Consider the following 25,207-nt stretch of genomic DNA (forward strand, 5'->3'; position numbering starts at 1 on the left):
TCTTAACAAACTCGCAATTGCTAAAAAAAAGATTTTTATCATACTTTTTGAGAATATGACAACAATACCGCCTCATCCATTTTCAATAAAAGTGGTTGTAATTATGAAAAGATTGCCGTATTGACAGATTGCTACATTATGTTTATATTTGCAGTCAAAATTTTTCCGTTTGAAAGTTTTCAAAAATTTTAATGAATATTTTTCTCAAAAACCGTTAGCATTTTCTTTAGGGATGTTTGACGGGGTACATCTTGGTCATAAAAGCATTATTGATGAATTAAAAAAACTGGGATCTGAGCATGACCTGGAAACAGCGATTCTTACGTTCTGGCCGCATCCGAGATTTGTTTTTAACCCCAATGAAGATCTGAAGCTTCTTAACACTCTGGAAGAAAAAACCAGCTTACTTGATAAATACGGTATAAAAAATTTATTTCTCCAGGAATTTGATGAAGAATTCAGAAACCTTACCGGAGATGAATTTGTAAAGCAGATTTTAATTGATAAATTACATGTAAAGCATCTGATTGTGGGATATGACCACTCTTTCGGAAAAAATAAAAGTGGAAATTTTGAGCTTCTCGAAAAATTATCAAAAGAACTGCATTTTGAGGTTCAACAAATGGAGGCGATAAATATTCACGAAAATAATATCAGTTCGACAAAAATCCGCAATGCTCTTCTCAAAGGAAATATAAAGGAAGCCAACGAAATGTTGGGATATTCCTACTCTGTTTCCGGAGCGGTCGTTCATGGTAGAAAATTAGGCAGAACAATTGGCTATCCTACCGCGAATATAGAAACGGATTCGATTAAACTTTTACCTAAAAAAGGCGCTTATATTGTTGAAGTTTTTGTTAAAGGCCAACAATATAAGGGAATGTTAAGCATTGGTACAAACCCAACTGTTAACGGAGAAAACTTAACGGTCGAAGTATATATTCTTGATTTTGAAGGAGATATTTATGATGAAAAGATAACCGTAAAGTTCAGGGATTTTCTACACGAGGAAATTAAATTTGAAGGTTTGGAAAAATTAATAGAGAGACTTGATGAAGATAAGGTACTGACGGAGAATTTTTTATTTTAGAAGAAAATTATAATGACCAACTAGTTTTCCAATTCTAAAGGATTTTCATATTTTTTGTTTTCTTCTTTTTCTTTTTCCCGCTGTCTCAGCATTTCCTGTCCTTTAATAATTGTGGTTCCATAGCTTGCGAGTACAGCCGCCGCATTGGCATCAGCGTTCCTTACCGCCTGTTTCAGCTTTGTCTGTGTTGTTTCTATCGCTTCGGTGTATCTGCTTTTCTTAATCATAACGAGTTTGCCTTTGAGTTTGGATTGAGGCACAGATTTTACCAGCTCAAAATCAAAGTCACCCTTATCATCCGTTATTTTTATAATCAATCCCGGTAAACCACTAAATTTCATCGGGCCATACGGAAAAGGAATTTCTGGGGAGTACCATGCGATCCAGTTTCTTCCTTTAAAGGTAACTTCGGCTTTTTTACAAGTAATGGTGTTAATCACTTTCGTTTCATCCACAAGCTTCCAGTTTTTGATTACAGGCTCTTTATAGGTAAGTAATGACATTCCGGCATAGTCGAAAAACTGTATATTTTCGTTGGATTGAATGATAGTAAAATATAAGTTTGTTTCTGGAATTTGCACTCCATTTTTAATGCCAAGAGTTATGCTTCCATCAGGATTATTTGTTGTTATTCTAGATCTATCTAATAATGAATCTCTTTTAAGAGAATTACTACTTGCAAAAAATGCACATTTATTCCCTACCAGTAATGCGAAAAGTTCTTTATGTCTATAATCAGTCCGCTTATCAAATCTACCTTTTAACTCATAAGTAAACTCTCCACGCAAAGTATCATATTGAGCATAAGACAGAAAACTATTAAGTAGAATAAATAGCTGAAGTAATTTTTTATTGTAATATATAAAAAAGATTTTCATAATAAAAATTGCACTTATAGTATAACAGTTTCTACCATAAGTGCATAAATTCGATTAATTAGCAGCAAGATTATTAGATGGACCACTATAAGTCGGTGTAGGACAGTTAATTGCTTCCACCCTATCACGCCATTCAGCTGCTTGTTGCGGAGTCCAATCTTGAGTAGTTGTAGCAGTTAAGCCACACCTAGTTTCTGCAATCCAAACCTGGCCTGCTGTTACAGTTTTAAGCTCATTTCTAGATAATTTCTTTAAATTTTTCATAATGTAATAAATTTTTAATTAAAATTTGTGTTTAAACTTTCTTGCGCATTTTGTTTCAACACTCCAAAGAAAAACATAAAGTATGATATCTACAATAGTAAATACCACATATTTTAAACAAATTTATTATGTTAAGTATTTTTGAATCAATTAATTACAATGATTATAATTAAGAAATTGATACAAATAATTTAATTATAATGCGCAATAAATATTTTAAGAAATTTCAATTTCCTCCTTCGCTTTTTTCGTCAGCGATTGAAATACCAAATCATATGACTGGTCAATCAGTTTAAAAATCAAATCACGTTTCAAACCGTCTGTCATTACAGAATTCCAGTGGGTTTTATTCATATGAAAAGCGCCTGTGATTTGAGGATGTTGTTCACGCAATTCTGCACTCCATTCCGGATCAGTTTTCACATTGATCGAAAGAGGCTGTTTTTCCAAGGCCATCAATAAAAACATTTTTGGCCCTACTTTCATGACAAGTGTTTCGTTATCAAAAGGAAAGCTTTCCGTAACCCCTTTTTTTGCGAGACAATACTCTAAAACTTCGTTGGCATCCATGAATCGTGATAATAATGATTGATATTAATGCCAAATGTAGTAAATTTAAGAAAGAAAAAATCATTACAATAAACTACTTATTATGAAAGCTTTGGTTATAGGCGCAACAGGTGCTACCGGAAAAGATTTGATACACCAATTATTACATGATCAGGATTTTGAGGAAATTCATGTTTTTGTAAGAAAACCTGTTGATATTCAGGATGAAAAACTGAAAACTCATGTCATAGATTTTGAAAAACCGGAAGATTGGAAAAATTCTGTAAAAGGCGATGTCGTTTTTTCCTGTCTCGGAACTACTTTAAAAACTGCGGGAAGCAAAGAAGCACAGCGTAAAGTAGATTTCGGGTATCAGTATGAATTTGCAAAAGCTGCCAAAGAAAATAATGTGGAAGATTATGTTTTGGTTTCCGCCTACGGAGCAGATCCAAAGTCTAAAATTTTCTATTCTAAGATGAAAGGTGAACTGGAAGAAGCTGTAAAACAGCTGCATTTCAACAAAATTACCATTTTTAAACCCGGAATGCTGGAAAGAAAAGATTCTGAAAGAACCGGAGAAGTTCTGGGAAGCAGAATTATTAAATTTGCCAACAAATTAGGACTTCTGGAAAGCCAAAAACCATTGCCTACATCCGTTTTGGCCAAAGCGATGATCAATTCTTCCAAAATAAAAAGCAACGGATATTCAAGTATAAAACTTGGGAATATTTTCAGTTTTGCGGAGAAGGGTAATGATTAAACCAATAAAAATCATTCAGCCCGGCTTACTCAGAATTATAGAAAGCCGGACTGAAAAAATATTATAATTTTTTATTGTAAATATTTTGTAATTGCCTGATCTGTAGGCTTTGTAGTACTAATAAAACTATCAACCAGTTTTCCGTTTTCGTCTACTAAAAATTTAGTAAAATTCCATAGAATCGTTGTGTTTTTCACTCCGTTTAATTCCTTTTCAGTCAGATATTTAAAAATAGGTGCGGTATCATCTCCTTTTACGGAAACTTTTGCTGCCAACGGAAAGGTAACGCCGTAATTTTTCTGGCAGAAAGCGCCGATCTCAACATTAGTTCCCGGTTCCTGACCGCCAAAATTGTTTGCCGGAAATCCTACGACAACCAGTTTATCCTTGTATTCATTTGACAACTTCTCCAGATCTGCATATTGAGGTGTGAAACCACATTCTGAAGCCGTGTTTACAATCAGTATTTTCTTGCCTTTGAAATCGGCAAAATTGATTTCTTTTCCATCAAGACTCTCCACTTTGTAGTCGTAAATTGTTTTTCCCATCAGTTCGTTGGTTTTATTTTTAGACATTTCACTTTTTTGATTGGTGCAGCTTTGCAGAAATGCAACAAAAGAAAGCAATACCAGAAAAATCTTATTCATATTATACTTATTTATTGGCAGCGATGCTGCGGTTATTTATTAAAATTTAAATGTGTTGGAAGGAAATGCTTTATTAATCTCTACTTTGTTCAGAAGCATGACAAAATCGCCGTCTTTTTTTACACTCGAAGATTCTATTCTGAAAGGCATTAAGAGACTTCCTACTTTTTTATAGTCAGAATACAGCAGTGTTTCATCTTTCTTTATTTCTTTAAGAAGCATGTAGGTTTTTGTATCAAAATAGTAGTAATTTTTATTCACATTTTTTGTCAGCTGTACTTTATGACAATAGATATCCCCTATTTTTTCTTTGCCTAGATATTTGGCATCAAACCCTTTATTTTCCCAGTCAATAAAATCATTATCAAAGCTTTCTGCAGTATAACTTGGGTATTCCTGAATTTTATTGGTGGCATAATTCATCGCGTAACCTTTGGTTCCGTCATATCCTTCAATCGCAGTTTCCTTATTGTTTATGGTAAGCACTGTTTTGGTAAGATTGGGACGCTGCTGGTAAATTTTAATCGGATACTCATCTTTTACCCCTAAAATTACTTTCCCCTGAAGAAAAACTGAATTTAAGAGCTTCCAATTGGTTAATCCACCCGACAGTTCGATATTTTTATCGATAATTTCTTTAGCGGTCTGAGCAAAAGACCATTGTGAAAAGATCAGGACGAAAACTAAAAGTAATTTCTTCATTCAATCAATTTATAATTCAAATATAGGGCTTTTTTAATTTGAAAGTCTGAAAATGAAACGATAACATAATTTTCAAATTATCTAATACAATAATTTTCAAATTAATTTCCTTGCTTTTTCTAAATCTTCCGGAGTATCGATTCCTACACCAATAAAGTTGGTTTCTATCAGTTTTATCTTCATCCCGTATTCCAGATAACGGATGCATTCTATTTTTTCTGATATTTCCAGCGGCTTCATCTCGAGCGTTGAAAACTGAAGCAAAGCGTGTTTTCTGAAGGCATATACGCCGATGTGCTTAAAATAATTCACACCATATGAAATCTCACGGTGAAAAGGAATAACAGAACGGCTGAAATACAGGGCGAAACCATTATTATCGGTAATTACTTTTACATTATTCGGGTTTTTGATTTCCTCTTTTTCTGTGAGTTTTATTTTTAAAGAGGCCAGAGAAATTTCCTGATTGTGGTCTTGTGTAAAAACTTCAATAAGCTGTTTCAGCGGTTCAAGTTTTAAAAACGGCTCATCACCCTGAACATTAATAACGATATCACAATCGATATTCTGAACAGCTTCTGCGATACGGTCACTTCCTGTTTCGTGCTGACCGGTCATCACTGCTTTTCCGCCATGTGCTTCAATTTCATTAAAAATAATTTCAGAATCTGTGGCTACAAAAACTTCATCGAACAAACCGGTTTCTACAACATTCTGATACGTTGTTGTAATCACAGTTTTTTCTCCTAAGAGCTGCATCAGTTTTCCGGGAAAACGGCTGGCTTCATAACGGGCAGGAATAACGGCGATGATTTTCATAAAAGAATCTTATTTTAAATGATTTAAAGCGTTCTCCAATTTTGGCAGCATTACTTCAATTTCACTGATTTCCAGACCTCCTACAGAAGCTCTGAACCAAGGTTCGGATTTGGCCTCTCCAAATGCTGAAAAAGGGACTAAAGCAACACCCGCATCACTGATTAAATAGAATACCAAATCTGACGAATTCTCTATTAAACCGCCGTCCGGTTTTGTTTTCCCAATGTAATCCAACTTGATCGTTAAATACATGGCGCCCATCGGTTCGATACTTTCTACCTTCAAACCTTTATTTTTTAAATCCTGAATCCCGTGGTGAAGCACTTTCAGGCTGGCTTCAAGCCTTCCTTTAAATTCTTCTACGAAATCGTTTACCTGATCATAATTTTCATAAAATTTTGCTGTGGCCTCCTGTTCCGGTTTTGGCGCCCAAGCTCCGACGTGGGTAAGAAGGGCTTTCATTTTATCCATAATATGAGAAGGGCCAAACCCCCATCCGACGCGTACTCCCGTTGCCGCCAAACATTTGGAGATTCCATCAATGTAAATGGTATATTCTTTCATTTCAGGGAAAAGTGAAACGGGGTCTACATGTTTTGAACCGAATGTAAGATTAGAGTAAATCTGGTCATACATTAAATATAAAGGTTTTTCATCTGCTCCTCTTCTTTTGTTTTCTTTAAGCACCAATTCACAGATTTCTCTCAACTGGTTTTCCGTAAACATCGTTCCCGTAGGATTTAAAGGAGAACACAGGGAAAGCAAAACGGCTCCTTCTACAAATGGCCTTAGATCAGCAGCTGTAGGCAGAAAATTGTTTTCCGGAGTGGTTTTTACTTCAACTGCCTCCGCAGAAGTAAGATAGGTGTAGTGATTGTTGTTCCAGGAAGGGGTAGGATAAATAACTTTATCTCCTGCATCAACGATTACTTTATACACTGCATAAATTAATGGCCTTGATCCTGCTGTGATTAAAATATCATTGACATCGTATTCAAGATTACATCTTTTTTTGAGGTCATTAGAAACCGATTTCCTTAAAGATAAAAGTCCGTTTGCGGGCGGATAATTGGTAAGATTAATCTGATACGCTTTCTGAATCTCTTCCTTCAGCTTCACAGGTATTGGATACAGATCAGAATTCAGATCACCAATGGTGAGATTGGCAATTTCTGCTCCCTGTGCCTTTAAATCATTGACTTCATTGCCAATTTTCACAATTTCAGAACCGATGAGGTTCGCCGCTAATTTTGAAACTTTCACTTTATTTTCTTTAAGTTTATTTAATATTTTCTGTCAATATTTATTCTTTTCCGAATTTCTTCTTCAGGAATTTTTGCGTCAAAGAGATTCATCAATTCTTTAGACTTTTTAGCAACATCAGAATTTGGATATTTTTTAATAATCCTGTTAAATTCTTCCCTGTTTTCAGAATAAATTGTTCCGTCTGAATGTTCGTAAGTAGGAGTATTATCCATTCCAAACAAATAATCGTACAAATAATTATGGTATAGTTCTTTCGCTCTGGAAATTAAAAAGCTATCGGGATATTTCTTAATAAAGTTTTCCCAAAACACTGTTCTTTCGCCCAATTCTTTCCATGAAATTGCCAAACCCGCATCTGCAGAATACAATTTTTCACTTTCTTTCGAGAGCTGAAGAATATACAGATTATAATCCGGTGTTACTTTGTTCCCGAAAATAGAGTAATAATGATCCGGCTCAGACCAGATTTCTGTGTAGCCTTCTCCTACTTCTCTAAATTCAAGACTTCCTTTCTTCAATTCATTACTCAGCTTTCTTACACTTTCGGGAAGCTGTAGCTGCTCATTTTCAGGATTATAATAATTGACATAGTTATCCAGAACATCTCCAAGCTGACTGCTCAGACAATGTATATATTTATTGCGGATTTCCAGATACTCTTCGTATATTTTGTCATTCTGCTCAGGAGTATTTTTAGCAATTTCTTTTTCTGTTTTTGCTTGATACCATTGAAGAGATCTGATATAATCTTCCGGTTTGTTTTCAGAAGAGCAGGCTGTATCTGCAGGCTTATACAAATCGTCTTTTAACGGTGTTTCTGCGATGGTGTCATTTGCTGATTTCCGCTCAAGAATTACAGATTCTTTTTGATGACACGCAAAAAGAAAAACAGACAGAATTAGAATGGCTAAAATTCTCATTTTAGAACTTAATCCAGATTTAAATCTTTTCTTACTTCTTCTATTTTTTCTTCCAGAGCTGTTAAAGTAGATTCGAAATCTTCTTTTGAGTGTAATGATTGTTTTACAGAAATGTAGAATTTGATTTTCGGCTCTGTTCCTGAAGGTCTTACGCACACTTTTGTACCGTCCTGAGTATAGTAAATCAGTACGTTAGACTTTGGAATTTCATCCATTACGTGCTTTTTATTTTCAGACACCACAAAATTGGTCTGCTCTTTAAAATCTTTTACTTCTTCCACAAAAGAACCGGCGAGTTGCTTCGGAGGATTTTCGCGGAAATTTTTCATCATATTCTGAATTTCTTCGGCTCCGTCACGTCCTTTTCTTACTAAATTTACCAAACCTTCATAATACATTCCGGTTTCCTGGTAAATTTCGATCAGGTATTCATACATCGTTTTTCCATTGGCTTTGCACCACGCTGCGATTTCGCATGCTAAAATGATACTTCCGCAAGAATCTTTATCCCGTACAAAATCTCCCGTCATAAATCCGAAACTTTCTTCGCCTCCGCAAACAAACTTTTCCTGTCCTTCAAAATCACGGATCATTTTTCCGATCCATTTAAAACCGGTTAACCCAACTTTACAGTCAACCCCGAATTTTTCAGCAATATCAAAGAAAATATCTGAAGTAACGATGGTAGAACCAATGAATTCTTTCCCGGTGATTTTTCCTTTCTTTTTCCACTGATCTAAAATATAGTAGGTAAGGATGGTATTGCACTGGTTACCGTTCAGCAACTGGATTTCACCTTCCAGGTTTCTTACGGCAATTCCCAGTCTGTCTCCATCGGGATCTGTTCCGATAACAATGTCTGCATTGGTGATTTTGGCAAGGTCTATTGCCATTTCCAGAGCTGCAGGCTCTTCCGGATTCGGAGAATCTACCGTCGGGAAATTTCCGCTTGGGATCATCTGCTCTTTTACAAGGTCTATTTTTTTAAAGCCTGCTTTTTCCAGAGCTCCGGGAACTGTGGCATACGTTGTCCCGTGAATTGAGGTAAAAACAATATTTAAATTTTCTTTCCCAACGTTCTGATATGATGAATTTTCTATACAGGCATCAATGTAAATATCATCCTGCTCCTCCCCGATCCATTCGATCAAATCATCATTTCCTTCAAATTTAATATCTTCAAATTTTACGGAATACACTTCATTGATGATGGCTTCGTCATGTGGCGGCACAATTTGCGCACCATCATTCCAGTACACCTTATAACCGTTGTATTCTGGCGGATTGTGAGATGCGGTCAATACGATTCCCCCGTTGCATTTTTTATCGCGAACCGTGAAAGACAATTCAGGAGTTGGTCTGTGATTTTTAAAAAGAAGGACTTTGATTCCGTTTGCCGTTAATACATCGGCGACCAATTTTCCAAATTCTCTGGAGTTATTTCTTACATCATAAGCAATTGCAACTTTAATTTCTTCCCCTGCAAATTGCTGAAGCATATAATTTGCAAGTCCTTGTGTTGCCTGACCTAATGTATATTTATTTAAACGATTTGTTCCGACACCCATAATTCCGCGCATTCCCCCGGTTCCGAATTCCAGGGATCTGTAAAAAGAATCTTCCAGGTCGGGAGAATTGCCCTCAATTAATAATTGAACAGCATCTACGGTTTCTTTATCAAAGGTAGCGGTGAGCCAAAGTTTTGCTTTTTCTAATGTTGTCATATTATATTTTGTAGCTTTTATCGTTTATAATTTAATTCTAAATTAGGGATTTTTTCCTTACCGTAATTTATTCCAGTCTTTTATTCTCAACTTTGGTCGTCTTATCCATTTTAAACACGCGAATCGGATCGTTATAATATAAAAACTTCGCAGTATTTTTAACAGTTCCTTTCAAAGTATCTTTTACATTGACTTCTGCATAATTGCCGTTCTTAGAATCTATGTTTAGATTAACAATCTTCCAGTACGGTGCGATCAGACTTGCCGTATCTGAGATTTTGATAACAGCATCTTTGGTTTCACCTAAAAAATTGGCGCGGCTCCTGTTCAGCATTTCTATTTCGGCTCTTCTCGTATTTAAGGAACCCATGAAAGTAGCGTTGTTTTTTAAGTTCAGTTTAAAATTATCGGTTTTTATTTCGCTAGAAATATTCATCTCTACAGAATCTGCGAGCGACACTTTTTCAAGGTTGTATTTGGAATAAATCGTTACATTATAAAAATCTACTCCTTTTGTACCTCTGTTTTCTTTGATGGAAAGTGTTTTATCATCTACATCAATATCAAGATTATCAGCAACATTGGGATAGGTTTCCAGTTCTACAAAATTTTTAGGGCCTCTTGCGTAAAACACCCGGAACTTACCTTCCAAATCTACATTTGAAAAATCTTCAATATCAATATCTTTTTTTTCAATGTTGCCTTTCGGAGAAATTTTACCGCAGGAAATAACCGCTAAAAACGGCACTAAAAAAAATATTTTTTTCATGTTAAATCACTTCGTCAATATTATAATTTTTATGCTCTCTGTTGGTTCTGATGATCATTTCGCCTAAAAACCCTGCGATGAAAAGCAAAGTTCCCATCAACATCATCGTTAAAGCAATGAAAAACCAGGGGTTATTGGTAATTAAATGTCCGTAAATCCCTCTTGCGACATCAATTAATTTTGAAACTCCGAGCCAAAGTGCCGATAAAAACCCGATGATGAACATTAAAGTTCCCACCGCTCCGAAAAAATGCATCGGTCTTCCTCCGAAACGGCTTACAAACCAAAGGGTTACCAAATCTAAAAATCCTCTCACAAATCTTTCGGTACCGAATTTTGAGGTTCCGTACGGTCTTGCCTGATGCGGAACTTCCTTTTCAGTAATTTTTCTGAAACCCGCATTAGCCGCTAAAACAGGAATATAACGGTGCATATCTCCATACACATCGATGGACTTTACAACCTGTTTTTTATAGGCTTTGAGACCACAATTAAAATCATGAAGATAAACTCCTGAAACTTTTCTTGCCGCTGCATTAAAGAGTTTTGAAGGGATATTTTTGGTCATTACGTTATCAAAACGTTTCTTTTTCCATCCGGAAACAATGTCGTACTGATCCTCTGTCACCATTTTGTAGAGTTCAGGAATTTCTTCCGGAAAATCCTGTAAATCAGCATCCATCGTGATAATTACATCACCGTTTACTCGTTCAAAAGCAGCGTGCAGCGCTTGTGATTTTCCATAATTCCTGGAAAATTTTATTCCGTGAATCTGTGGGTGCTGTACTTTTAAATTTTCAATAATACTCCACGAAAGGTCTGTACTTCCATCATCGATAAACCAAACTTCGTACGATAAGCCGTTGGTTTTGCAGACGTGATCTATTCTGGTGAAAAGCTCTTCTAAAGATTCTTCTTCATTAAGTAACGGAATAACTATGGATAAATTCATTTAATCTGTATAAAAAAATTATTGTTGGCTGGTTCTGGTTCTGAAAAACGCTCCGAAAAATAGTGACAAAACTAAGTAAAATATAAGTATTGCGGCAAAATATCCTGAAAAATGACTTGCTGTCAACATATCTTTTCCTTTTATTCTTTCGGGAGCAAAACTCTGTACCCTTTCTTTGTATTTTTTGTCGAGATCATCAATATCTTCCTGCGCTTTCAGCATTTTTTTTGCCTTTGAATATTCAGAATCCAATTCAGCTCTTTGTCTTTCAACATATTGATAATTAAGAAGTTTCTTTGCATCTGTATCTACAAAATTTAAAAAGGAAAAAATACTGATTACCGATAAAAAACCACCTGTAAACATGGGTACAAATGCTCTTTTAAAGGCATCTTTAAAACTCATTCGATGATGATTCCAATACGATTTTACTGACCAAAATGCGGTTAAAGCATATAAAACCGGTAAAACAAAAGCATTCACCTTCAGAGAAGTTTCAAAATAAGTAATTCCTGAGAAAAAATAGTATACTATAAAGAAAATCAGCATGGTAACTCCAAATAGTATGATTCCTAACGTAACGGGACTTTTAGTCATATTTTTTAATCTTAGAAAAAATCAAGAAAAATATTGCGCTAAATTTCAGATGTTTAGCTTCAATAAAGGGTTTTCATGATGATTTTTCTGTCATATTATTTTCAAATTTATAATTAATTCCTATATTTGCAGCGGCAAGTCCTACACAACCAGCTCCTAAGAACCCTCCAGGGTGGGAACGCAGCAAAGGTAATTGGTCGTAGCGGTGTGATGTAGGTAGCTTGCCATTTTTTTTATTTATAAATTAAGAGATTAAGATGATTTTGAAATTACTTAATCTCTTAATTTTTTTGTTATATATCGAAGCTTTCACCCAGTTTTGGAAGAATCAGTTCTACATTTTTATCACCAAAATTCTTCACTGCAGTTTCATGATCAATCTCAATAGCTGGGAAAGTATCAAAATGGCATCCGATTACTTTTGGCGTCTTCAATAATTCTGAAGCTGCAAAAGCCGCCTTTCTTGAGCACATCGTGTAATGTCCACCAATCGGCAGGATGGATAAATCTAAATTTCCGTATAACTGCGGAAATAACTGCATATCTGCCATTACTCCTGTATCTCCCGCTAAATAAACATTTTTGCCTTCAGGAAGCCTGAAAATATATCCTACAGGAACTCCGCCATAACTTCCGTCAGGAAAGGAACTCGTATGATGAGCCGGAACCATTGAAATTTTAAGATCATCAATTTTTGCCGATCCTCCCAAATTAACATCATCTTTATTTTTTGCATTTTTGAAGTAAGTACAGATTTCAGGCTGGCCGATGATTGTTGCTTCAGGATAATGTTGCAAAACTTCTTCTACGTCTGCAATATGATCACCGTGTGCGTGGGTCAATAGAATATAATCGATTTTCTGAGCCGATATATTAAACCCTGATTCCGCTTTTTTGTAATTGTAAAAAGGGTCACACAAAATGGTTTTGTCTTTATAGGTAAACAAAAAACAGTTTTGTCCTAAGTATTGTATTTTCATTTTTAATTTATTTATTATTTAATCAATTTTTACTGCTCCGAAATTAAAATAATATACCAAGTATAAACAAAAAGTGATTATTAAAATCTGGATAATTAAAATAGTTTTGTTAGGTTTTATTTTTTTTCTTATAATGGATCCTGAAATTATGGAATTGATCAGCAATACTATTCCTAAAATTATAGGCAATATATCAAGTTCTGATACCAACAATCCGTTGAATAATTCTGTTACTAAAAGCAAAACAAAGATTATCAGTGAAATAACGGATAACCACGAAAAAATTTTATACAGAGTATTCATTTGAACTTAACTGAAAAAATTGAGCCCGATTGCCGTCATTACCGCCATCATGAGAGTGAGAATTCCCACCTGTTTCAGAAACGGGTCGAGCTGTCTCGGTTCTTTTACCTCCATGATTTTTCTTCTGACTTTGGAAAACGGAATCAGAAGAATCATGACAATAAAAACGTAGTACTTCTGGGTTTGTATAAAACCGTTAACTCCCAGAAATATAAGAATCAGAATTAATGGAAACTGCAGTAAAACCATTTCATAAATCATTGCATTTCTGAAACCTATCCGCAAGGCAAAGCTTTTCTTGCCGGATAATCTGTCGCTTTCAATATCTCTCATATTATTGAGGTTAAGAACGGCCATGCTCATCATTCCCACCGCAGTTCCGGGGAGTAATATATCCCAGTTGAACGATTTTGTAAATAGAAAATAACTTCCGCAAACCGAAACCAATCCAAAGAAAATAAAGACAAAAAGATCTCCCAATCCCATATATCCGTAAGGTTTTTTACCAACGGTATATCCAATTGCCGCTAAAATGCTTGCTGCGCCTAATCCTATGAAAATATAAAATTCTTTCATATAATTTGGCACAAAAGCAACGTATAAAAGCATAACAGTAGCAAGTAAAGACAGTGCTGCAAATACAATCACGGCATTTCTCATTTGCTTTGCAGAGATTTTTCCTGATGCCACTGCTCTGGCTTCTGCTTCGGTGGCTCTTATTGCATCGGTACCTTTTATCCCATCACCGTAATCATTGGCGTAATTGGATAAAATCTGGTATAAAAGCGTCACTAAAATAGCCAAAGCAAAAATTCTCCAGTCCCATATTCCACCTTCTCCCCAAAGTCTCCATTTGGCAATAAAAGATCCCATAATGATTCCGCTCAGGGAAAGCGGTAAAGTTCTCAGCCTTGCGGCTTTTATCCAATCTTTCATATTTATAATTGATAATGATCGTTAACGACCAATTATATTTTTAAGATATCCATTGATCTTTTCCGAAATCAGGCTTTCTTTTTTCAAGAAACGCGTTTCTGCCTTCTTTCGCTTCTTCGGTCATATAGGCTAAACGGGTTGCTTCCCCTGCGAAAATCTGTTGACCCACCATTCCGTCATCAGTTAAATTCATGGCAAATTTCAGCATTCTGATAGAGGTAGGAGATTTTGCTAAGATTTCCTGAGCCCATTCGTATGCAGTATCTTCCAGCTCGTCGTGAGGAATTACGGCATTCACCATTCCCATCTCCAGAGCTTCCTGAGCAGAATAGTTTCTTCCTAAAAAGAAAATTTCACGTGCTTTTTTCTGTCCGACCATTTTAGCCAAATAAGCAGAACCATATCCTCCGTCAAAGCTTGTAACGTCTGCATCAGTCTGCTTAAAGATCGCATGTTCTTTACTGGCTAAAGTCAGATCACAAACAACATGAAGTGAATGTCCTCCGCCAACTGCCCATCCCGGAACTACCGCAATTACTGCTTTCGGCATAAAACGGATTAAACGCTGAACTTCTAAAATATTTAAACGGTGTCTTCCGTCGTCTCCTACGTAGCCTTGATGGCCTCTTGCTTTCTGGTCTCCGCCGCTGCAGAAAGCCCAACCTCCATCTTTAGAACTTGGCCCTTCTCCGGAAAGTAAAACGACACCTATTGAAGAATCTTCGTAAGCGTCATAAAATGCATCGTATAGTTCTGAAGTTGTTTTGGGCCTGAAAGCATTCCGTACTTCTGGTCTGTTGAATGCAATCCTTGCTACACCATTACATTTTTTATACGTTATATCTTTGTATTCTTTAACGGTTTTCCACTCGATCATCCTGTAAAAATTTTCCCCAAAGATAAGGAATTACAGAGAATTTTAAGATTGAATTGTAAGGTTTGTACTGCAAAATACGATGAAATTTTAAAGGTTTACAGCTGAGCTTTTATTTCGATTAATGTAAAAACGTTTTTGCATAAAAAAACCGAAACATTTTGTTCCGGTTTTTTTTTACTATTTAATTAAAAATTATTTTGGCTGTTTGGCTTGAAGTTCAGCTTCTTTCGCTTTCATTTCATTCATCTTTGGCTGATTTTTAGTAATTCCATAGATTTCTCTCAGCATAGAAACAGCGTCAATATTTTCAGGATTAGACTGGTACCATTTCTCAGCTAAAGGCAATGCTTTATTAAATCGCTCTCTTCTGGCTTCGATTAATTTGGTAGCTTCATCAGGATTTGATTTTCTTATCGCATTAATGCTCTCAACTGCTTTTGCATCATCACCGATAGTGGTATATACTAAATTTTGATAAGCATTATTTAACAGCTTAGGATCATTAGCAACGAGACTGATTGATTTTTGGAATGAAGCAATAGCATCAGCTTCAGTCGCAGGATTTTTTGACTGTAAAACCCCTAAATTATACCAATTGGTAGCATCATTAGGATTTTTTGTCAACTGCTCTTTCAAATTAGCCATGAATTTGTCAGTATTTCCTGAAGCATACAAAGCTGATCCTTGATATTCTTTTAATTTAGCATTGTTTGGATATTTAGCTAATCCTTTTTCAATAATTGCTAAGGCTTCATCGTTTTTCTTAGCATTAATAAGTAATGCAGATAAATTTTCATACAGTTCGGGTTCTATGCTTTTTGTCTGCTCGGATTTAAAATCTGAATAATCTTTAGCAGATTTGCTTTTCAAAAGTTCCCAGGTATTTTTGTCGTATGCGGAAACCTGGCCCGTTTTATTATCTTTTGCCGTATAGTTGGTCTGCACACCGGTATAACCTGAATTGATCAATTCTGTGTAGATCTTGATCGCTTCATCTACATTATTGGCTAATGCATAATTTAAACCTGCATAATACATGTAGACCTTATCGTCCTGACCGCTTGTTTTTAATAAATTATACACTTCTAAAAACTTCGGCGCTGCAACAGCATAGTTTTTTGCGTTGTAAGCATCCATTGCTGCTTTATTAGAAGCCTGTATCTGAGCATTTGCATCTTGCTTCTGTCCGAAAACAAATGCTGACGCTACGATAGATATACCTAAAATTAGCTTTTTCATAGTAACAATTTTAAATTTATATTAATTATTCTTCCGATCCGGAATCTCCTGCTTCATCTGCAGGATTTTCATTTTCAGTATTATTTTCTGTTAAAGTATCGTCTCCGGTGATATTCAGGTTAACTGATTCTTCTGCATCCACTTCTTCATCAATTTCTTCTACTACATCTTTATCCATTTCCACTTTTGCGATGGCTGCAATTTCGTCATTCTTTTTGAGATTGATCATTTTCACACCCTGTGTATTTCTACCCATTACTCGCATTTCATCCATATTCATTCTGATGGCTACACCAGATTTGTTGATGATCATCAATCCGTCTTCATCGGTTACATTCTGAATCGCAATAAGGTTTCCTGTTTTTTCAGTGATATTTAAAGTAATCACTCCTTTTCCGCCTCTGTTGGTAATTCTGTAATCTTCTACAGCGGTTCTCTTTCCATATCCTTTTTCAGATACAACAAGAACGGTTTCGCGTTCTACATCATTTACGACGATCATCCCGATTACTTCATCATTTTCGTCCATTGTAATTCCGCGCACACCGATAGATCCACGCCCTACTTCCCTTACTTTTTCTTCCGGGAAACGAATACATTTACCGTTTTTCGTGGCAATCATAATCTGCGAATCACCATTGGTAAGATAAGCGCTTAAAAGCTGATCATTCTCCCTGATCTCAATGGCATTAATACCATTGATTCTAGGTCTAGAATACGCTTCCAGAGAAGTTTTCTTGATCGTACCGTTCTTAGTAATCATAACAACGCTCATTTGGTTGATATAGTCTATATCTTTCAAATCGTTGGTTCTGATATACGCTTTAATCTTATCATCCGGCTCGATATTGATCAGGTTTTGTACCGCTCTTCCTTTTGCGGTTTTTGAACCTTCAGGAATCTCAAATACCCGTAACCAATAACATTTACCTTTTTCGGTAAAGAACAGCATATACTGGTGATTGGTTGCAGAAACAATATATTCTAAGAAATCTGAATCTCTTGTGGTTGCTGCCTTATTTCCCACACCTCCTCTGCTCTGAATTTTATATTCTGAAAGCAACGTTCTCTTTACATATCCTGCATGAGAAATAGTAAGAACCACTGCTTCATTCGGGATAATATCTTCGATAGACATCTCACCTCCTGAGTAATCGATCTCGGTTCTTCTTTCGTCACCATATTTTTCTTTCACTTCTGCCAATTCATCCTTAATAATCTGGAATTTTCTTGGCTCATTGGCTAAAATATCTTCTAAATTATTAATTTCTTTCATGATAGCCTCATACTCATCACGGATTTTGTCGAGCTCCATTCCTGTAAGACGGGCCAAACGAAGATCCAGAATTGCCTGAGCCTGAATTTCTGAAAGATCAAACTCCTGGATAATACCTTCTTTTGCCGCTTGCGGATTGGCGCTGTGACGGATAATTGCAATCGCCTTATCCAAAGATTCCTGAGTACCGATCACTTTCATAAACCCTTCAAGAATGTGTGCTCTTTCTCTGGCTTTTCTCAACTCGTATTCGGTTCTTCTTACGATCACCACGTGTCTGTGCTCAACAAAATGATGAATAAGATCTTTAAGGTTCAGCTGTTCCGGTCTTCCGTGAACTAGCGCAATATTATTAACACTGAAAGAGGTTTGAAGTGATGTATATTTATATAATAAATTCAGGACTACATTAGGAATAGCATCATTTTTTAATTCATAAACGATTCGAAGGCCATTTCTGTCAGATTCATCTCTGATTTCGTAAATTCCAGGGATTTTTTCATCCTTAACCAACTCCGCAGTTCTAGCAATCATTTCTGCCTTATTTACCTGGAAAGGAATTTCTGTGATGATGATTGCATTTCTATTGTGAACTTCTTCGAAACTTACTTTCGCTCTCAAAACCACTCTTCCTCTTCCTGTATGGAAAGCGTCTCTTACTCCGTCATATCCGTAAATAATTCCTCCCGTAGGAAAATCAGGAGCAACGATATGCTGCATCAGTTCATCAATGGTAATTTCTCTGTTGTCAATATACGCCGTGATGGCATCTACCGCTTCAGACAAATTATGAGGAGCCATATTGGTTGCCATCCCAACTGCAATTCCGGAAGTACCGTTTACCAGAAGATTTGGAATTTTTGTAGGCATCACGGTAGGTTCCGTTAAGCTGTCGTCAAAGTTATTTTGAAAGTCTACCGTTTCTTTATCAAGGTCAGATAAAATTTCGTCTGAAATTTTCTTTAGTCTTGCTTCGGTATAACGCATTGCTGCAGGCGGATCGCCATCCATAGAACCGAAGTTACCCTGCCCGTCTACCTGCGGATACCGTAAACTCCAAGGTTGGGCCATTCTTACCATTGCATCATATACAGAAGAATCTCCGTGTGGGTGATATTTACCTAAAACATCCCCGACAATTCTTGCAGATTTTAAATACTTTCTATTTGAAAAAACACCTAATCCATACATACCATAAAGTACTCTTCTATGAACAGGTTTCAAACCATCTCTTACATCCGGTAATGCTCTGGAAACAATTACAGACATTGAATAATCAATATAAGATGATTTCATTTCGTCAACAATGTTGATAGGAATCAATCTCTCTCCTTCTTTTTGCATATATAACTTTTATTGTAATGATAATCAGACTTTTAAAAAAACGACTGAAAACTATTGATTTTGTATATTTAATAACGTGCTAATTTACGAAATTTTTACCGATTTTTGTTGAAATATTTACTCAAATAATCTTAAAAACATATAAAATATGAGTGTATTAAGTATTACTTTCCATTGCACGAAAAATAATATTGATGAATGGGAAAATTATGTTGATGAGAACCTTATCATGATGGCTGAAAACCTTATAGATGTTAACCAATACATGCTCTCTGAAGTGCACAGTGATTACATTGAGGATGGTAAAAACTATAATCTCCTTTTAATTTTCGATAATGATGAAAAGAGGTTTGAATTTGTAGAAAGTGAACTTGTGAACATCAGTGAACGGGTAGAAAAAAAATTTGGGGAAGGAGTCATGATCTTCAATACTTTCCTTAATCCGAAAAAAACAAGATTTTGATATTAAAAAACTCCTCTAAAGCTATTTTTAAAGGAGTTTATTATTTTAACGATGCATCGGCGGACGTGGAGGTCGTGGCGGTCTGGGAGGTGCAACACAAGATGCTACGGTAGCAATAATCAATAATATTGCTGTAATTTTAACGATTGTTTTCATATTTTATGTATTGTAATATGCAGAATCTAAACAATCATAGTGCCAAAAAATTGGCTTTACCGTTTAAAAACCTACTGTTTTACTTCTTCTCTCCAGCATGACAAGATCCTTCCATTCTCCATTGAGCCGACCTACTTTTTGCCTCGTTCCTACCATTCTGAACCCGTTTTTCTGGTGAAATTTAATAGAAGCTTCATTTTCCGGAAAAATATTTGACTGTAAAGTCCAGAATCCGTGCATTTCACTATCTAAAATCAGTTTCTTCATCAATACGGAGCCTAAACCTTTCCCAAGATATTGATGATCGAAATAAATACTTACTTCGGCAACTCCGCTAAAGCATTCTCTTTTGCTTACCGGTTTCAGGGCGCACCATCCTACAACCTCATCATTTTCATTTTCCATTACCCAACGGCAGTCATTCAGATAGCTGGAATTCCATGCTTCTATATTGGGCAGTTCTGTATCGAAAGTTGCAATACCGCTGTCAATTCCCTGCTGAAAAATTTCAAGGACCCTGGTTTCGTCTCTAGGAAGCATTTCCCTTATTTCGTAATTCATTTTTTAAAAGTATTTTCTTTTGTTTTTTCTTTTAATCCTGGAATAATGAGTCTGCTTGTCTTTTTGGTCTTCCGAAACTACGCTGATGTTTCCGTCAACTTCCAAAATAGATAATTTTACATTATTTATCGTTTCTACACCGTGTTCCCTGATCGCTTCATCCAGCTCATCGAGCGTGATTTTTACTTTTCTTAAAGCAACATGATCTACCACCCCGTCTTTTATTAAAATAACCGGATCTGCCTCCATAAAACTGGAGAAAGACCGACTGGAAAACATTAATCTTTTTACAACAAAATTGGCAACGAAAAGCACCAATGCAGCAATAATCCCGCCCTGCAGAGAAGTATCCGGACCTACCATTGCATTTTGTACAGCATTAGAAATCAAGAGAAGCAAAACCACATCTCCTGCATTGAGCTGAGACAACTGGTTTTTGCCGAACAGACGAATTGCCGCTACCATAAAAAGGTACACGCAAAGTGAACGGATAACAACGTCTAAAATAGGATTCACAAGGATTATTTAACCTCAAATGTATACATTTTTTAACGGATCTGATGCTTAATTGTACAGAAAAACGTATAAAAAAACCGCTTAATCAAGCGGCTTTATTTTTAAGGGCATTGCGAGATGGGAACCTCGCTGCAGACTGTTTTGTTTAATCTTTCACAGTATACGCAATACTTTTTTGGCTGCCCTCCATACACAGATTTTAGTTCTGTTTTTGTGAGCTTCTTCAAATTTTTCATATGATTTGTTTTAATGATTTGTATTGTATATAACGAATTTTCAAATTTTTTATTATTATTTTCCACAAAAAAAGCCATACAATAATCTGTATGACTTTAGAAAAAAAAGATTTAAAATATCTTATCTGTTGTTGATATCAACTCTTACGGGCATCACATAGGTAGATGCAATCATTTTTTCATTCAATCTCGCAGGATTTATTTTGTATTGTAAGTGGCTTAAAACATTTTCAATTTCCTTACTTACATTTTTGCAGTCTCCTTTTGAACGTACATTCACGATTTTTCCGTTTTCTGCCACGTCAAATTTCACTTCAGAATTTACAATTCCTTGTTTATATTCTGAATTGGTAAAATCAAAATTATCCATTAAAAGATTTCTGATTTCGTTAAATGCATCATTCTTATTCAGCTGAACCTCCTGGATCGTATTGTTTGAAGTGATCTGCGCTTTTACATTTCCTGCTAATGCAGTTAATCCCAATGCGAAAACAGAAGCAACAAATATTTGGATTTTATTTTTCATATGTCTTTGATTTTAAATTAATTATTAAATTTTTCTTGATTCTAATTCAAAGATATAAAAAATAATTCATACGAATTTCACATTGAGTTAACATTGAGTTAACATTAAATTTAAAATATTGATTTACAGATATTTAAATTCAAAAAATAATTGAAAATTTAACATTGGAATTGATTTAAGGTCATAAAAAAAGGCTAAAACTCTGCAGTTTAGCCTTATAATAGCGATTAGAATTTATCAGAACATTTTTACATAAGTTCTTTCTTCAAAAATTTCCCTGTCAAACTTTTCTTCGATTTCACGATTTCTTCGGGAGTTCCCTGTGCAACGATTTGTCCGCCATGCTTTCCTCCTTCCGGTCCCACGTCAATAATATGATCAGCCAATTTGATCACATCCATATTATGTTCAATGATGATAAATGAATTGCCCAGTTCTACGAGTTTATTAATGGCATCCATCAGGATTTTCACATCTTCAAAGTGAAGCCCGGTTGTGGGTTCATCAAGAATATACAATGTATTTCCCGTTTGTCTCTTTGCCAATTCTGTTGCAAGTTTGATACGCTGTGCTTCACCTCCTGAAAGTGTAGTCGACTGTTGTCCCATCGTGATATATCCTAAACCGACATCCTGCAATGTTTTTACCCTGGCAAAAATCTTAGGAATCGGCTGGAAGAAATCTACCGCTTCATCAATCGTCATATCCAATACATCGGAAATCGATTTTCCTTTATAACGAACTTCCAGTGTTTCTCTGTTAAATCTTTTTCCGTTGCAGGTTTCACAGTGTACATAAACGTCCGGTAAAAAGTTCATCTCAATCACTTTTAAACCGCCTCCCTGACAAGTTTCGCATCTTCCGCCTTTTACATTGAAAGAGAATCTTCCCGGTTTGTAGCCACGGATTTTACTTTCCGGCAATTCCGAAAATAAATTCCTGATATCGGTAAACATTCCGGTGTATGTGGCAGGATTTGAACGGGGCGTTCTCCCAATCGGAGTCTGATCTACATCTACGATTTTATCTATATTATCTAGACCTTCTATTTTTTTGTACGGAAGCGGCTCTTGTACAGCTCTGTAAAAGTGCCTGTTAAGAATCGGGTAAAGCGTTCCGTTGATTAGAGACGATTTTCCGCTTCCTGAAATTCCTGAAACGACTACCAATTTTCCTAACGGAATATCAAGCGTTACATTTTTTAGGTTATTTCCTGTTGCGCCTTTCAATAATATATTTTTACCGTTACCTGCTCTTCTTTCTTTCGGAATTTCGATCTTTCTTTTTCCGGTGATATAATCTGCCGTAATGGTATCGGCTTTTAAAAGATCCTGCGGTTTTCCCTGCCAAAGAATTTCTCCTCCGAATTTTCCGGCTCTCGGACCAATATCCAGGACTTCATCAGCTTCAAGAATCATATCTTTATCATGTTCTACCACGATCACAGAGTTACCGATATCCCGAAGGTTTTTTAATGATTTGATTAATCTCTCGTTGTCTCTTTGATGAAGCCCGATACTGGGTTCATCTAAGATATACAGAACATTCACCAATTGGGAGCCAATCTGAGTTGCCAGACGAATTCTCTGGGATTCTCCTCCGGAAAGTGTTTTTGAACTTCGGCTTAAGCTTAAATAATCTAAACCTACATCCAGCAAAAACTGAAGCCTTGTTTCAATTTCCTTTAAAATTTCGTACGCAATAATCGAATTTTTTTCAGAAAATTTGTCTTTAATATCATGCAGCCATTCTTTCAGATCAGATAAACTTAATCCGTTGACTTCTGCGATATTTTTACCATCAATTTTAAAACTTAAACTGGATGGCTGAAGACGCGCGCCTTTACATTGCGGGCAGGTTTCTTCGGTAGTAAAATGCCTTTCCAGCAAAATCGCTTCATAAGATTCTCTTTCTTCGATCATTTCTTCCATAAAAGGGACCAAACCATCAAAGCTGATTTTTATTTTCTTGGTAATTCCTGCGTATTTCAGGTCTTTATTAAATTCTTTGTTGCAGCCGTTATAGATATAATCTAAGGCTTCCGAAGGAATATCTTTAAAAGGCGTCGAAAAGTCTAATCCAAAAATTTCAAGAATATTTTTGATCTGGGATAAGATCCATTTGTTGGATTTAATATCTTCCAGAGGCAATAAACCTCCCTGATTAATAGATAATTTCGGGTTTTCAACAAAATGATCGGTATTGATTTTTTTAATCATTCCCAACCCTTTACAATCCGGACAGCTGCCTTTAGGGGAGTTAAAGGAAAAAGTATTGGGTTCCGGCAATGCCAATGAATGTCCTGTTTCTGCATCCATCAGGTTTTTAGAAAAATATTCGATTTCTGTACTGCCCAGTTTCTGAATTCCGATCAGCCCTTCTCCCAACTCCATCGCGGTTCTCAGCGATTTTTCCATCCTGGCTTCAGATGCGCTTTCCCCGATGATCCAGCGATCGATTACAATGTCGATGTCGTGGGTTTTGTAGCGGTCAAGCTTTAAGTCATATTCAATATCCTGCAGCTCGCCATCGATTCTCGCCTGTCCGTATCCTTTTTTTGCCATCTGAATAAAAAGCTCATGATAATGACCTTTTCTCGAACGTACAACCGGAGCCATCAACATGAGTTTTTCGCCTTTATAGTTTTCTTTGATGGTATCCAGAATCTGATCTTCCGTATAACTTACCAGTTTTTTTCCTGTAGTCTGAGAATACGCGTCTGAAACTCTTGCATACAGCAAACGAAGGTAATCGTACAACTCTGTAACAGTTCCTACGGTAGAACGCGGGTTTTTATTGGTGGTTTTCTGCTCAATCGCAATAACGGGAGAAAGGCCTTCTATTTTATCGACATCGGGACGCTCCAGACCGCCTAAAAACTGTCTTGCATAGGCAGAAAAAGTCTCAATATAACGTCTTTGTCCTTCAGCGAAAATTGTATCAAAAGCCAGTGATGATTTTCCGCTTCCGGAAAGCCCGGTAATGACCACCAGTTCATTGCGTGGTATTTTGACATTAATGTTTTTAAGATTATGTTCCCTCGCTCCGTAAACTTCTATATATTCTGTTGATTTACTCATAATTTGGGGTGATCTTACATGAAAATCACGCTGTGCAAAATTACGGAATTTTATGGAATTTAATGAGGTAAAATCATGTCATATTTTAACAATAGACTATATATTTTTAATCCAAATCTATTCGATCAGGCTTACTTAACCTCATCAATTTTAATTACATTTACAGCGTAATAATCAATATTTATGAACAGATTACGGCAACATATTGAAGAAATAAGTCCTATAACAGATGAGGAATTTGAAGTTATTAAAACATTTTTTACTTTAAAGAATGTCCGTAAAAATCAGTTCCTGCTTCATGAAGGGGATGAAGTAAAATTTGAATATTTGGTTTTAAAAGGCATTTACAAAGTTTTTTATCTGGATGAAAATGGAAAAGAGCATATTGTACAGTTTGCGAAAAAAAACTGGTGGATGACAGATTATACAGGTTTCTTTACACAAACGTACGCTACCATGTTTGTTGAATGCCTCGCAGATGGTGAGGTTCTCTGTCTTACTCTGGAAGGAAGAGAAAAACTTTCTTCAGAATTTCATAAAATGGAGCACTTTTTCCGGGTAAAACTGACAAACGGATATGTTGCTTTGCAACAGAGAATACGACTTTTATTATCAAGCACCCCACAACAGCGATACGAAGAATTTTCAAAATTATATCCTGATCTCATGCTTCAGATTCCCAAAAAATATATTGCAGAATATCTCGGAGTAAGCAGGGAAACATTGAGCCGGCTTTATTCAAATACCAAATAGTTAATTTAAATATTTCAATGACAT

The 25,207-nt window shown here is 35.9% G+C and carries 26 protein-coding genes and 1 other RNA gene; 5 read left to right on the forward strand and 22 right to left on the reverse strand.

Going from position 1 to position 25,207, the window contains the following annotated elements:
- Positions 1–169 precede the first annotated feature (169 nt).
- Positions 170–1,090: a bifunctional riboflavin kinase/FAD synthetase gene (locus N0B16_RS04740; RefSeq protein WP_262989579.1), complete on the forward strand. Its 921-nt coding sequence runs from the start codon at positions 170–172 to the stop codon at positions 1,088–1,090.
- A gap of 20 nt (positions 1,091–1,110) precedes the next feature.
- Here the strand turns inward: N0B16_RS04740 and N0B16_RS04745 are convergent, their stop codons facing one another.
- The 3 genes from N0B16_RS04745 to N0B16_RS04755 form a co-directional block, all read right to left on the reverse strand.
- A complete protein-coding gene (locus tag N0B16_RS04745) occupies positions 1,111–1,968 on the reverse strand; it encodes a GLPGLI family protein (protein WP_262989580.1) in 858 nt (285 codons plus the stop codon).
- A gap of 54 nt (positions 1,969–2,022) precedes the next feature.
- Positions 2,023–2,232 (reverse strand): bacteriocin-like protein, encoded by a 210-nt coding sequence (locus tag N0B16_RS04750; RefSeq protein WP_262989581.1) that lies wholly within the window; start codon positions 2,230–2,232, stop codon positions 2,023–2,025.
- Between the two features lie 216 nt (positions 2,233–2,448).
- Entirely contained in the window at positions 2,449–2,802 is a 354-nt protein-coding gene (locus N0B16_RS04755; RefSeq protein ID WP_262989582.1) for an MmcQ/YjbR family DNA-binding protein, read from the reverse strand.
- Between the two features lie 82 nt (positions 2,803–2,884).
- Between N0B16_RS04755 and N0B16_RS04760 the strand changes: the two genes are divergently transcribed.
- Positions 2,885–3,541 (forward strand): NAD(P)H-binding protein, encoded by a 657-nt coding sequence (locus tag N0B16_RS04760; RefSeq protein WP_262989583.1) that lies wholly within the window; start codon positions 2,885–2,887, stop codon positions 3,539–3,541.
- A gap of 71 nt (positions 3,542–3,612) precedes the next feature.
- Here N0B16_RS04760 and N0B16_RS04765 read toward each other — a convergent pair whose 3' ends face one another.
- The 9 genes from N0B16_RS04765 to N0B16_RS04805 form a co-directional block, all read right to left on the reverse strand.
- Positions 3,613–4,188 (reverse strand): glutathione peroxidase, encoded by a 576-nt coding sequence (locus N0B16_RS04765; protein WP_262989584.1) that lies wholly within the window; start codon positions 4,186–4,188, stop codon positions 3,613–3,615.
- Positions 4,189–4,227: 39 nt separating this feature from the next.
- Positions 4,228–4,890 carry a LolA-like protein gene (locus tag N0B16_RS04770; protein WP_262989585.1) on the reverse strand — a complete coding sequence of 221 codons (663 nt, stop codon included), beginning with the start codon at positions 4,888–4,890 and terminating at the stop codon, positions 4,228–4,230.
- Between the two features lie 96 nt (positions 4,891–4,986).
- Entirely contained in the window at positions 4,987–5,709 is a 723-nt protein-coding gene (gene kdsB, locus N0B16_RS04775) for a 3-deoxy-manno-octulosonate cytidylyltransferase (protein WP_262989586.1), read from the reverse strand.
- A gap of 9 nt (positions 5,710–5,718) precedes the next feature.
- Complete coding sequence (locus tag N0B16_RS04780; RefSeq protein ID WP_262989587.1) at positions 5,719–6,972, reverse strand: pyridoxal phosphate-dependent aminotransferase; 1,254 nt, start codon at positions 6,970–6,972, stop codon at positions 5,719–5,721.
- Positions 6,973–6,992: 20 nt separating this feature from the next.
- Positions 6,993–7,895: a hypothetical protein gene (locus tag N0B16_RS04785; RefSeq protein ID WP_262989588.1), complete on the reverse strand. Its 903-nt coding sequence runs from the start codon at positions 7,893–7,895 to the stop codon at positions 6,993–6,995.
- A gap of 8 nt (positions 7,896–7,903) precedes the next feature.
- On the reverse strand, positions 7,904–9,619 hold the full coding sequence (locus N0B16_RS04790) for a phospho-sugar mutase (RefSeq protein ID WP_262989589.1): 1,716 nt from the start codon (positions 9,617–9,619) through the stop codon (positions 7,904–7,906).
- Positions 9,620–9,686: 67 nt separating this feature from the next.
- A complete protein-coding gene (locus N0B16_RS04795) occupies positions 9,687–10,388 on the reverse strand; it encodes a GIN domain-containing protein (RefSeq protein ID WP_262989590.1) in 702 nt (233 codons plus the stop codon).
- A gap of 1 nt (position 10,389) precedes the next feature.
- A complete protein-coding gene (locus tag N0B16_RS04800) occupies positions 10,390–11,340 on the reverse strand; it encodes a glycosyltransferase family 2 protein (RefSeq protein WP_262989591.1) in 951 nt (316 codons plus the stop codon).
- 18 nt (positions 11,341–11,358) lie between these two features.
- A complete protein-coding gene (locus N0B16_RS04805) occupies positions 11,359–11,937 on the reverse strand; it encodes a DUF4199 domain-containing protein (protein ID WP_262989592.1) in 579 nt (192 codons plus the stop codon).
- 132 nt (positions 11,938–12,069) lie between these two features.
- On the opposite strand from N0B16_RS04805, the gene ffs reads away from it, so the two are divergent.
- An RNA gene (gene ffs / locus N0B16_RS04810) (signal recognition particle sRNA small type) lies at positions 12,070–12,167 on the forward strand.
- A 63-nt stretch (positions 12,168–12,230) separates the two neighbouring features.
- Here ffs and N0B16_RS04815 read toward each other — a convergent pair.
- From N0B16_RS04815 to gyrA, 5 genes are all read right to left on the reverse strand, one after another.
- Positions 12,231–12,917, reverse strand: a complete 687-nt coding sequence (locus tag N0B16_RS04815; protein ID WP_262989593.1) for a metal-dependent hydrolase — start codon at positions 12,915–12,917, stop codon at positions 12,231–12,233.
- Between the two features lie 309 nt (positions 12,918–13,226).
- Positions 13,227–14,156 carry a 1,4-dihydroxy-2-naphthoate octaprenyltransferase gene (gene menA, locus N0B16_RS04820; RefSeq protein WP_262989594.1) on the reverse strand — a complete coding sequence of 310 codons (930 nt, stop codon included), beginning with the start codon at positions 14,154–14,156 and terminating at the stop codon, positions 13,227–13,229.
- Between the two features lie 40 nt (positions 14,157–14,196).
- Entirely contained in the window at positions 14,197–15,033 is an 837-nt protein-coding gene (locus tag N0B16_RS04825) for a 1,4-dihydroxy-2-naphthoyl-CoA synthase (protein ID WP_262989595.1), read from the reverse strand.
- 192 nt (positions 15,034–15,225) lie between these two features.
- The gene (locus N0B16_RS04830) at positions 15,226–16,272 is read right to left on the reverse strand and encodes a tetratricopeptide repeat protein (RefSeq protein WP_262989596.1); all 1,047 of its coding nucleotides are present in this window, start codon (positions 16,270–16,272) and stop codon (positions 15,226–15,228) included.
- A gap of 25 nt (positions 16,273–16,297) precedes the next feature.
- The gene (gyrA, locus tag N0B16_RS04835) at positions 16,298–18,892 is read right to left on the reverse strand and encodes a DNA gyrase subunit A (RefSeq protein ID WP_262989597.1); all 2,595 of its coding nucleotides are present in this window, start codon (positions 18,890–18,892) and stop codon (positions 16,298–16,300) included.
- A 148-nt stretch (positions 18,893–19,040) separates the two neighbouring features.
- On the opposite strand from gyrA, the gene N0B16_RS04840 reads away from it, so the two are divergent.
- Positions 19,041–19,355 carry a DUF4286 family protein gene (locus N0B16_RS04840; RefSeq protein ID WP_262989598.1) on the forward strand — a complete coding sequence of 105 codons (315 nt, stop codon included), beginning with the start codon at positions 19,041–19,043 and terminating at the stop codon, positions 19,353–19,355.
- Between the two features lie 219 nt (positions 19,356–19,574).
- On the opposite strand, the gene N0B16_RS04845 is transcribed toward N0B16_RS04840, so the two are convergent.
- From N0B16_RS04845 to uvrA, 5 genes are all read right to left on the reverse strand, one after another.
- Positions 19,575–20,072, reverse strand: a complete 498-nt coding sequence (locus N0B16_RS04845; protein WP_262989599.1) for a GNAT family N-acetyltransferase — start codon at positions 20,070–20,072, stop codon at positions 19,575–19,577.
- A gap of 3 nt (positions 20,073–20,075) precedes the next feature.
- Positions 20,076–20,588, reverse strand: coding sequence for a DUF421 domain-containing protein (locus N0B16_RS04850; protein WP_262989600.1), 513 nt, complete (start codon positions 20,586–20,588; stop codon positions 20,076–20,078).
- Between the two features lie 101 nt (positions 20,589–20,689).
- Positions 20,690–20,824, reverse strand: a complete 135-nt coding sequence (locus tag N0B16_RS04855) for a bacteriocin-like protein (RefSeq protein WP_262989601.1) — start codon at positions 20,822–20,824, stop codon at positions 20,690–20,692.
- Between the two features lie 121 nt (positions 20,825–20,945).
- A complete protein-coding gene (locus tag N0B16_RS04860; RefSeq protein WP_262989602.1) occupies positions 20,946–21,350 on the reverse strand; it encodes a hypothetical protein in 405 nt (134 codons plus the stop codon).
- Between the two features lie 248 nt (positions 21,351–21,598).
- Positions 21,599–24,430, reverse strand: coding sequence for an excinuclease ABC subunit UvrA (gene uvrA, locus N0B16_RS04865; protein WP_262989603.1), 2,832 nt, complete (start codon positions 24,428–24,430; stop codon positions 21,599–21,601).
- A 183-nt stretch (positions 24,431–24,613) separates the two neighbouring features.
- On the opposite strand from uvrA, the gene N0B16_RS04870 reads away from it, so the two are divergent.
- The gene (locus tag N0B16_RS04870; protein ID WP_262989604.1) at positions 24,614–25,183 is read left to right on the forward strand and encodes a Crp/Fnr family transcriptional regulator; all 570 of its coding nucleotides are present in this window, start codon (positions 24,614–24,616) and stop codon (positions 25,181–25,183) included.
- Positions 25,184–25,207 lie beyond the last annotated feature (24 nt).

Origin of the sequence: Chryseobacterium gilvum, from assembly GCF_025628965.1 — a bacterium.
Classification (GTDB): domain Bacteria; phylum Bacteroidota; class Bacteroidia; order Flavobacteriales; family Weeksellaceae; genus Chryseobacterium; species Chryseobacterium gilvum.

What these genes read in the sequence shown, in the direction of transcription:
- N0B16_RS04745 (WP_262989580.1), bottom strand. Translation starts at nt 1,968, where the DNA reads ATGAAAATCTTTTTTATATATTACAATAAAAAATTACTTCAGCTATTT.
- N0B16_RS04750 (WP_262989581.1), bottom strand. Translation starts at nt 2,232, where the DNA reads ATGAAAAATTTAAAGAAATTATCTAGAAATGAGCTTAAAACTGTAACA.
- N0B16_RS04755 (WP_262989582.1), bottom strand. Translation starts at nt 2,802, where the DNA reads ATGGATGCCAACGAAGTTTTAGAGTATTGTCTCGCAAAAAAAGGGGTT.
- N0B16_RS04760 (WP_262989583.1), top strand. Translation starts at nt 2,885, where the DNA reads ATGAAAGCTTTGGTTATAGGCGCAACAGGTGCTACCGGAAAAGATTTG.
- N0B16_RS04765 (WP_262989584.1), bottom strand. Translation starts at nt 4,188, where the DNA reads ATGAATAAGATTTTTCTGGTATTGCTTTCTTTTGTTGCATTTCTGCAA.
- N0B16_RS04770 (WP_262989585.1), bottom strand. Translation starts at nt 4,890, where the DNA reads ATGAAGAAATTACTTTTAGTTTTCGTCCTGATCTTTTCACAATGGTCT.
- kdsB (WP_262989586.1), bottom strand. Translation starts at nt 5,709, where the DNA reads ATGAAAATCATCGCCGTTATTCCTGCCCGTTATGAAGCCAGCCGTTTT.
- N0B16_RS04785 (WP_262989588.1), bottom strand. Translation starts at nt 7,895, where the DNA reads ATGAGAATTTTAGCCATTCTAATTCTGTCTGTTTTTCTTTTTGCGTGT.
- N0B16_RS04790 (WP_262989589.1), bottom strand. Translation starts at nt 9,619, where the DNA reads ATGACAACATTAGAAAAAGCAAAACTTTGGCTCACCGCTACCTTTGAT.
- N0B16_RS04795 (WP_262989590.1), bottom strand. Translation starts at nt 10,388, where the DNA reads ATGAAAAAAATATTTTTTTTAGTGCCGTTTTTAGCGGTTATTTCCTGC.
- N0B16_RS04800 (WP_262989591.1), bottom strand. Translation starts at nt 11,340, where the DNA reads ATGAATTTATCCATAGTTATTCCGTTACTTAATGAAGAAGAATCTTTA.
- N0B16_RS04805 (WP_262989592.1), bottom strand. Translation starts at nt 11,937, where the DNA reads ATGACTAAAAGTCCCGTTACGTTAGGAATCATACTATTTGGAGTTACC.
- N0B16_RS04815 (WP_262989593.1), bottom strand. Translation starts at nt 12,917, where the DNA reads ATGAAAATACAATACTTAGGACAAAACTGTTTTTTGTTTACCTATAAA.
- menA (WP_262989594.1), bottom strand. Translation starts at nt 14,156, where the DNA reads ATGAAAGATTGGATAAAAGCCGCAAGGCTGAGAACTTTACCGCTTTCC.
- N0B16_RS04825 (WP_262989595.1), bottom strand. Translation starts at nt 15,033, where the DNA reads ATGATCGAGTGGAAAACCGTTAAAGAATACAAAGATATAACGTATAAA.
- N0B16_RS04830 (WP_262989596.1), bottom strand. Translation starts at nt 16,272, where the DNA reads ATGAAAAAGCTAATTTTAGGTATATCTATCGTAGCGTCAGCATTTGTT.
- gyrA (WP_262989597.1), bottom strand. Translation starts at nt 18,892, where the DNA reads ATGCAAAAAGAAGGAGAGAGATTGATTCCTATCAACATTGTTGACGAA.
- N0B16_RS04840 (WP_262989598.1), top strand. Translation starts at nt 19,041, where the DNA reads ATGAGTGTATTAAGTATTACTTTCCATTGCACGAAAAATAATATTGAT.
- N0B16_RS04845 (WP_262989599.1), bottom strand. Translation starts at nt 20,072, where the DNA reads ATGAATTACGAAATAAGGGAAATGCTTCCTAGAGACGAAACCAGGGTC.
- N0B16_RS04855 (WP_262989601.1), bottom strand. Translation starts at nt 20,824, where the DNA reads ATGAAAAATTTGAAGAAGCTCACAAAAACAGAACTAAAATCTGTGTAT.
- N0B16_RS04860 (WP_262989602.1), bottom strand. Translation starts at nt 21,350, where the DNA reads ATGAAAAATAAAATCCAAATATTTGTTGCTTCTGTTTTCGCATTGGGA.
- uvrA (WP_262989603.1), bottom strand. Translation starts at nt 24,430, where the DNA reads ATGAGTAAATCAACAGAATATATAGAAGTTTACGGAGCGAGGGAACAT.
- N0B16_RS04870 (WP_262989604.1), top strand. Translation starts at nt 24,614, where the DNA reads ATGAACAGATTACGGCAACATATTGAAGAAATAAGTCCTATAACAGAT.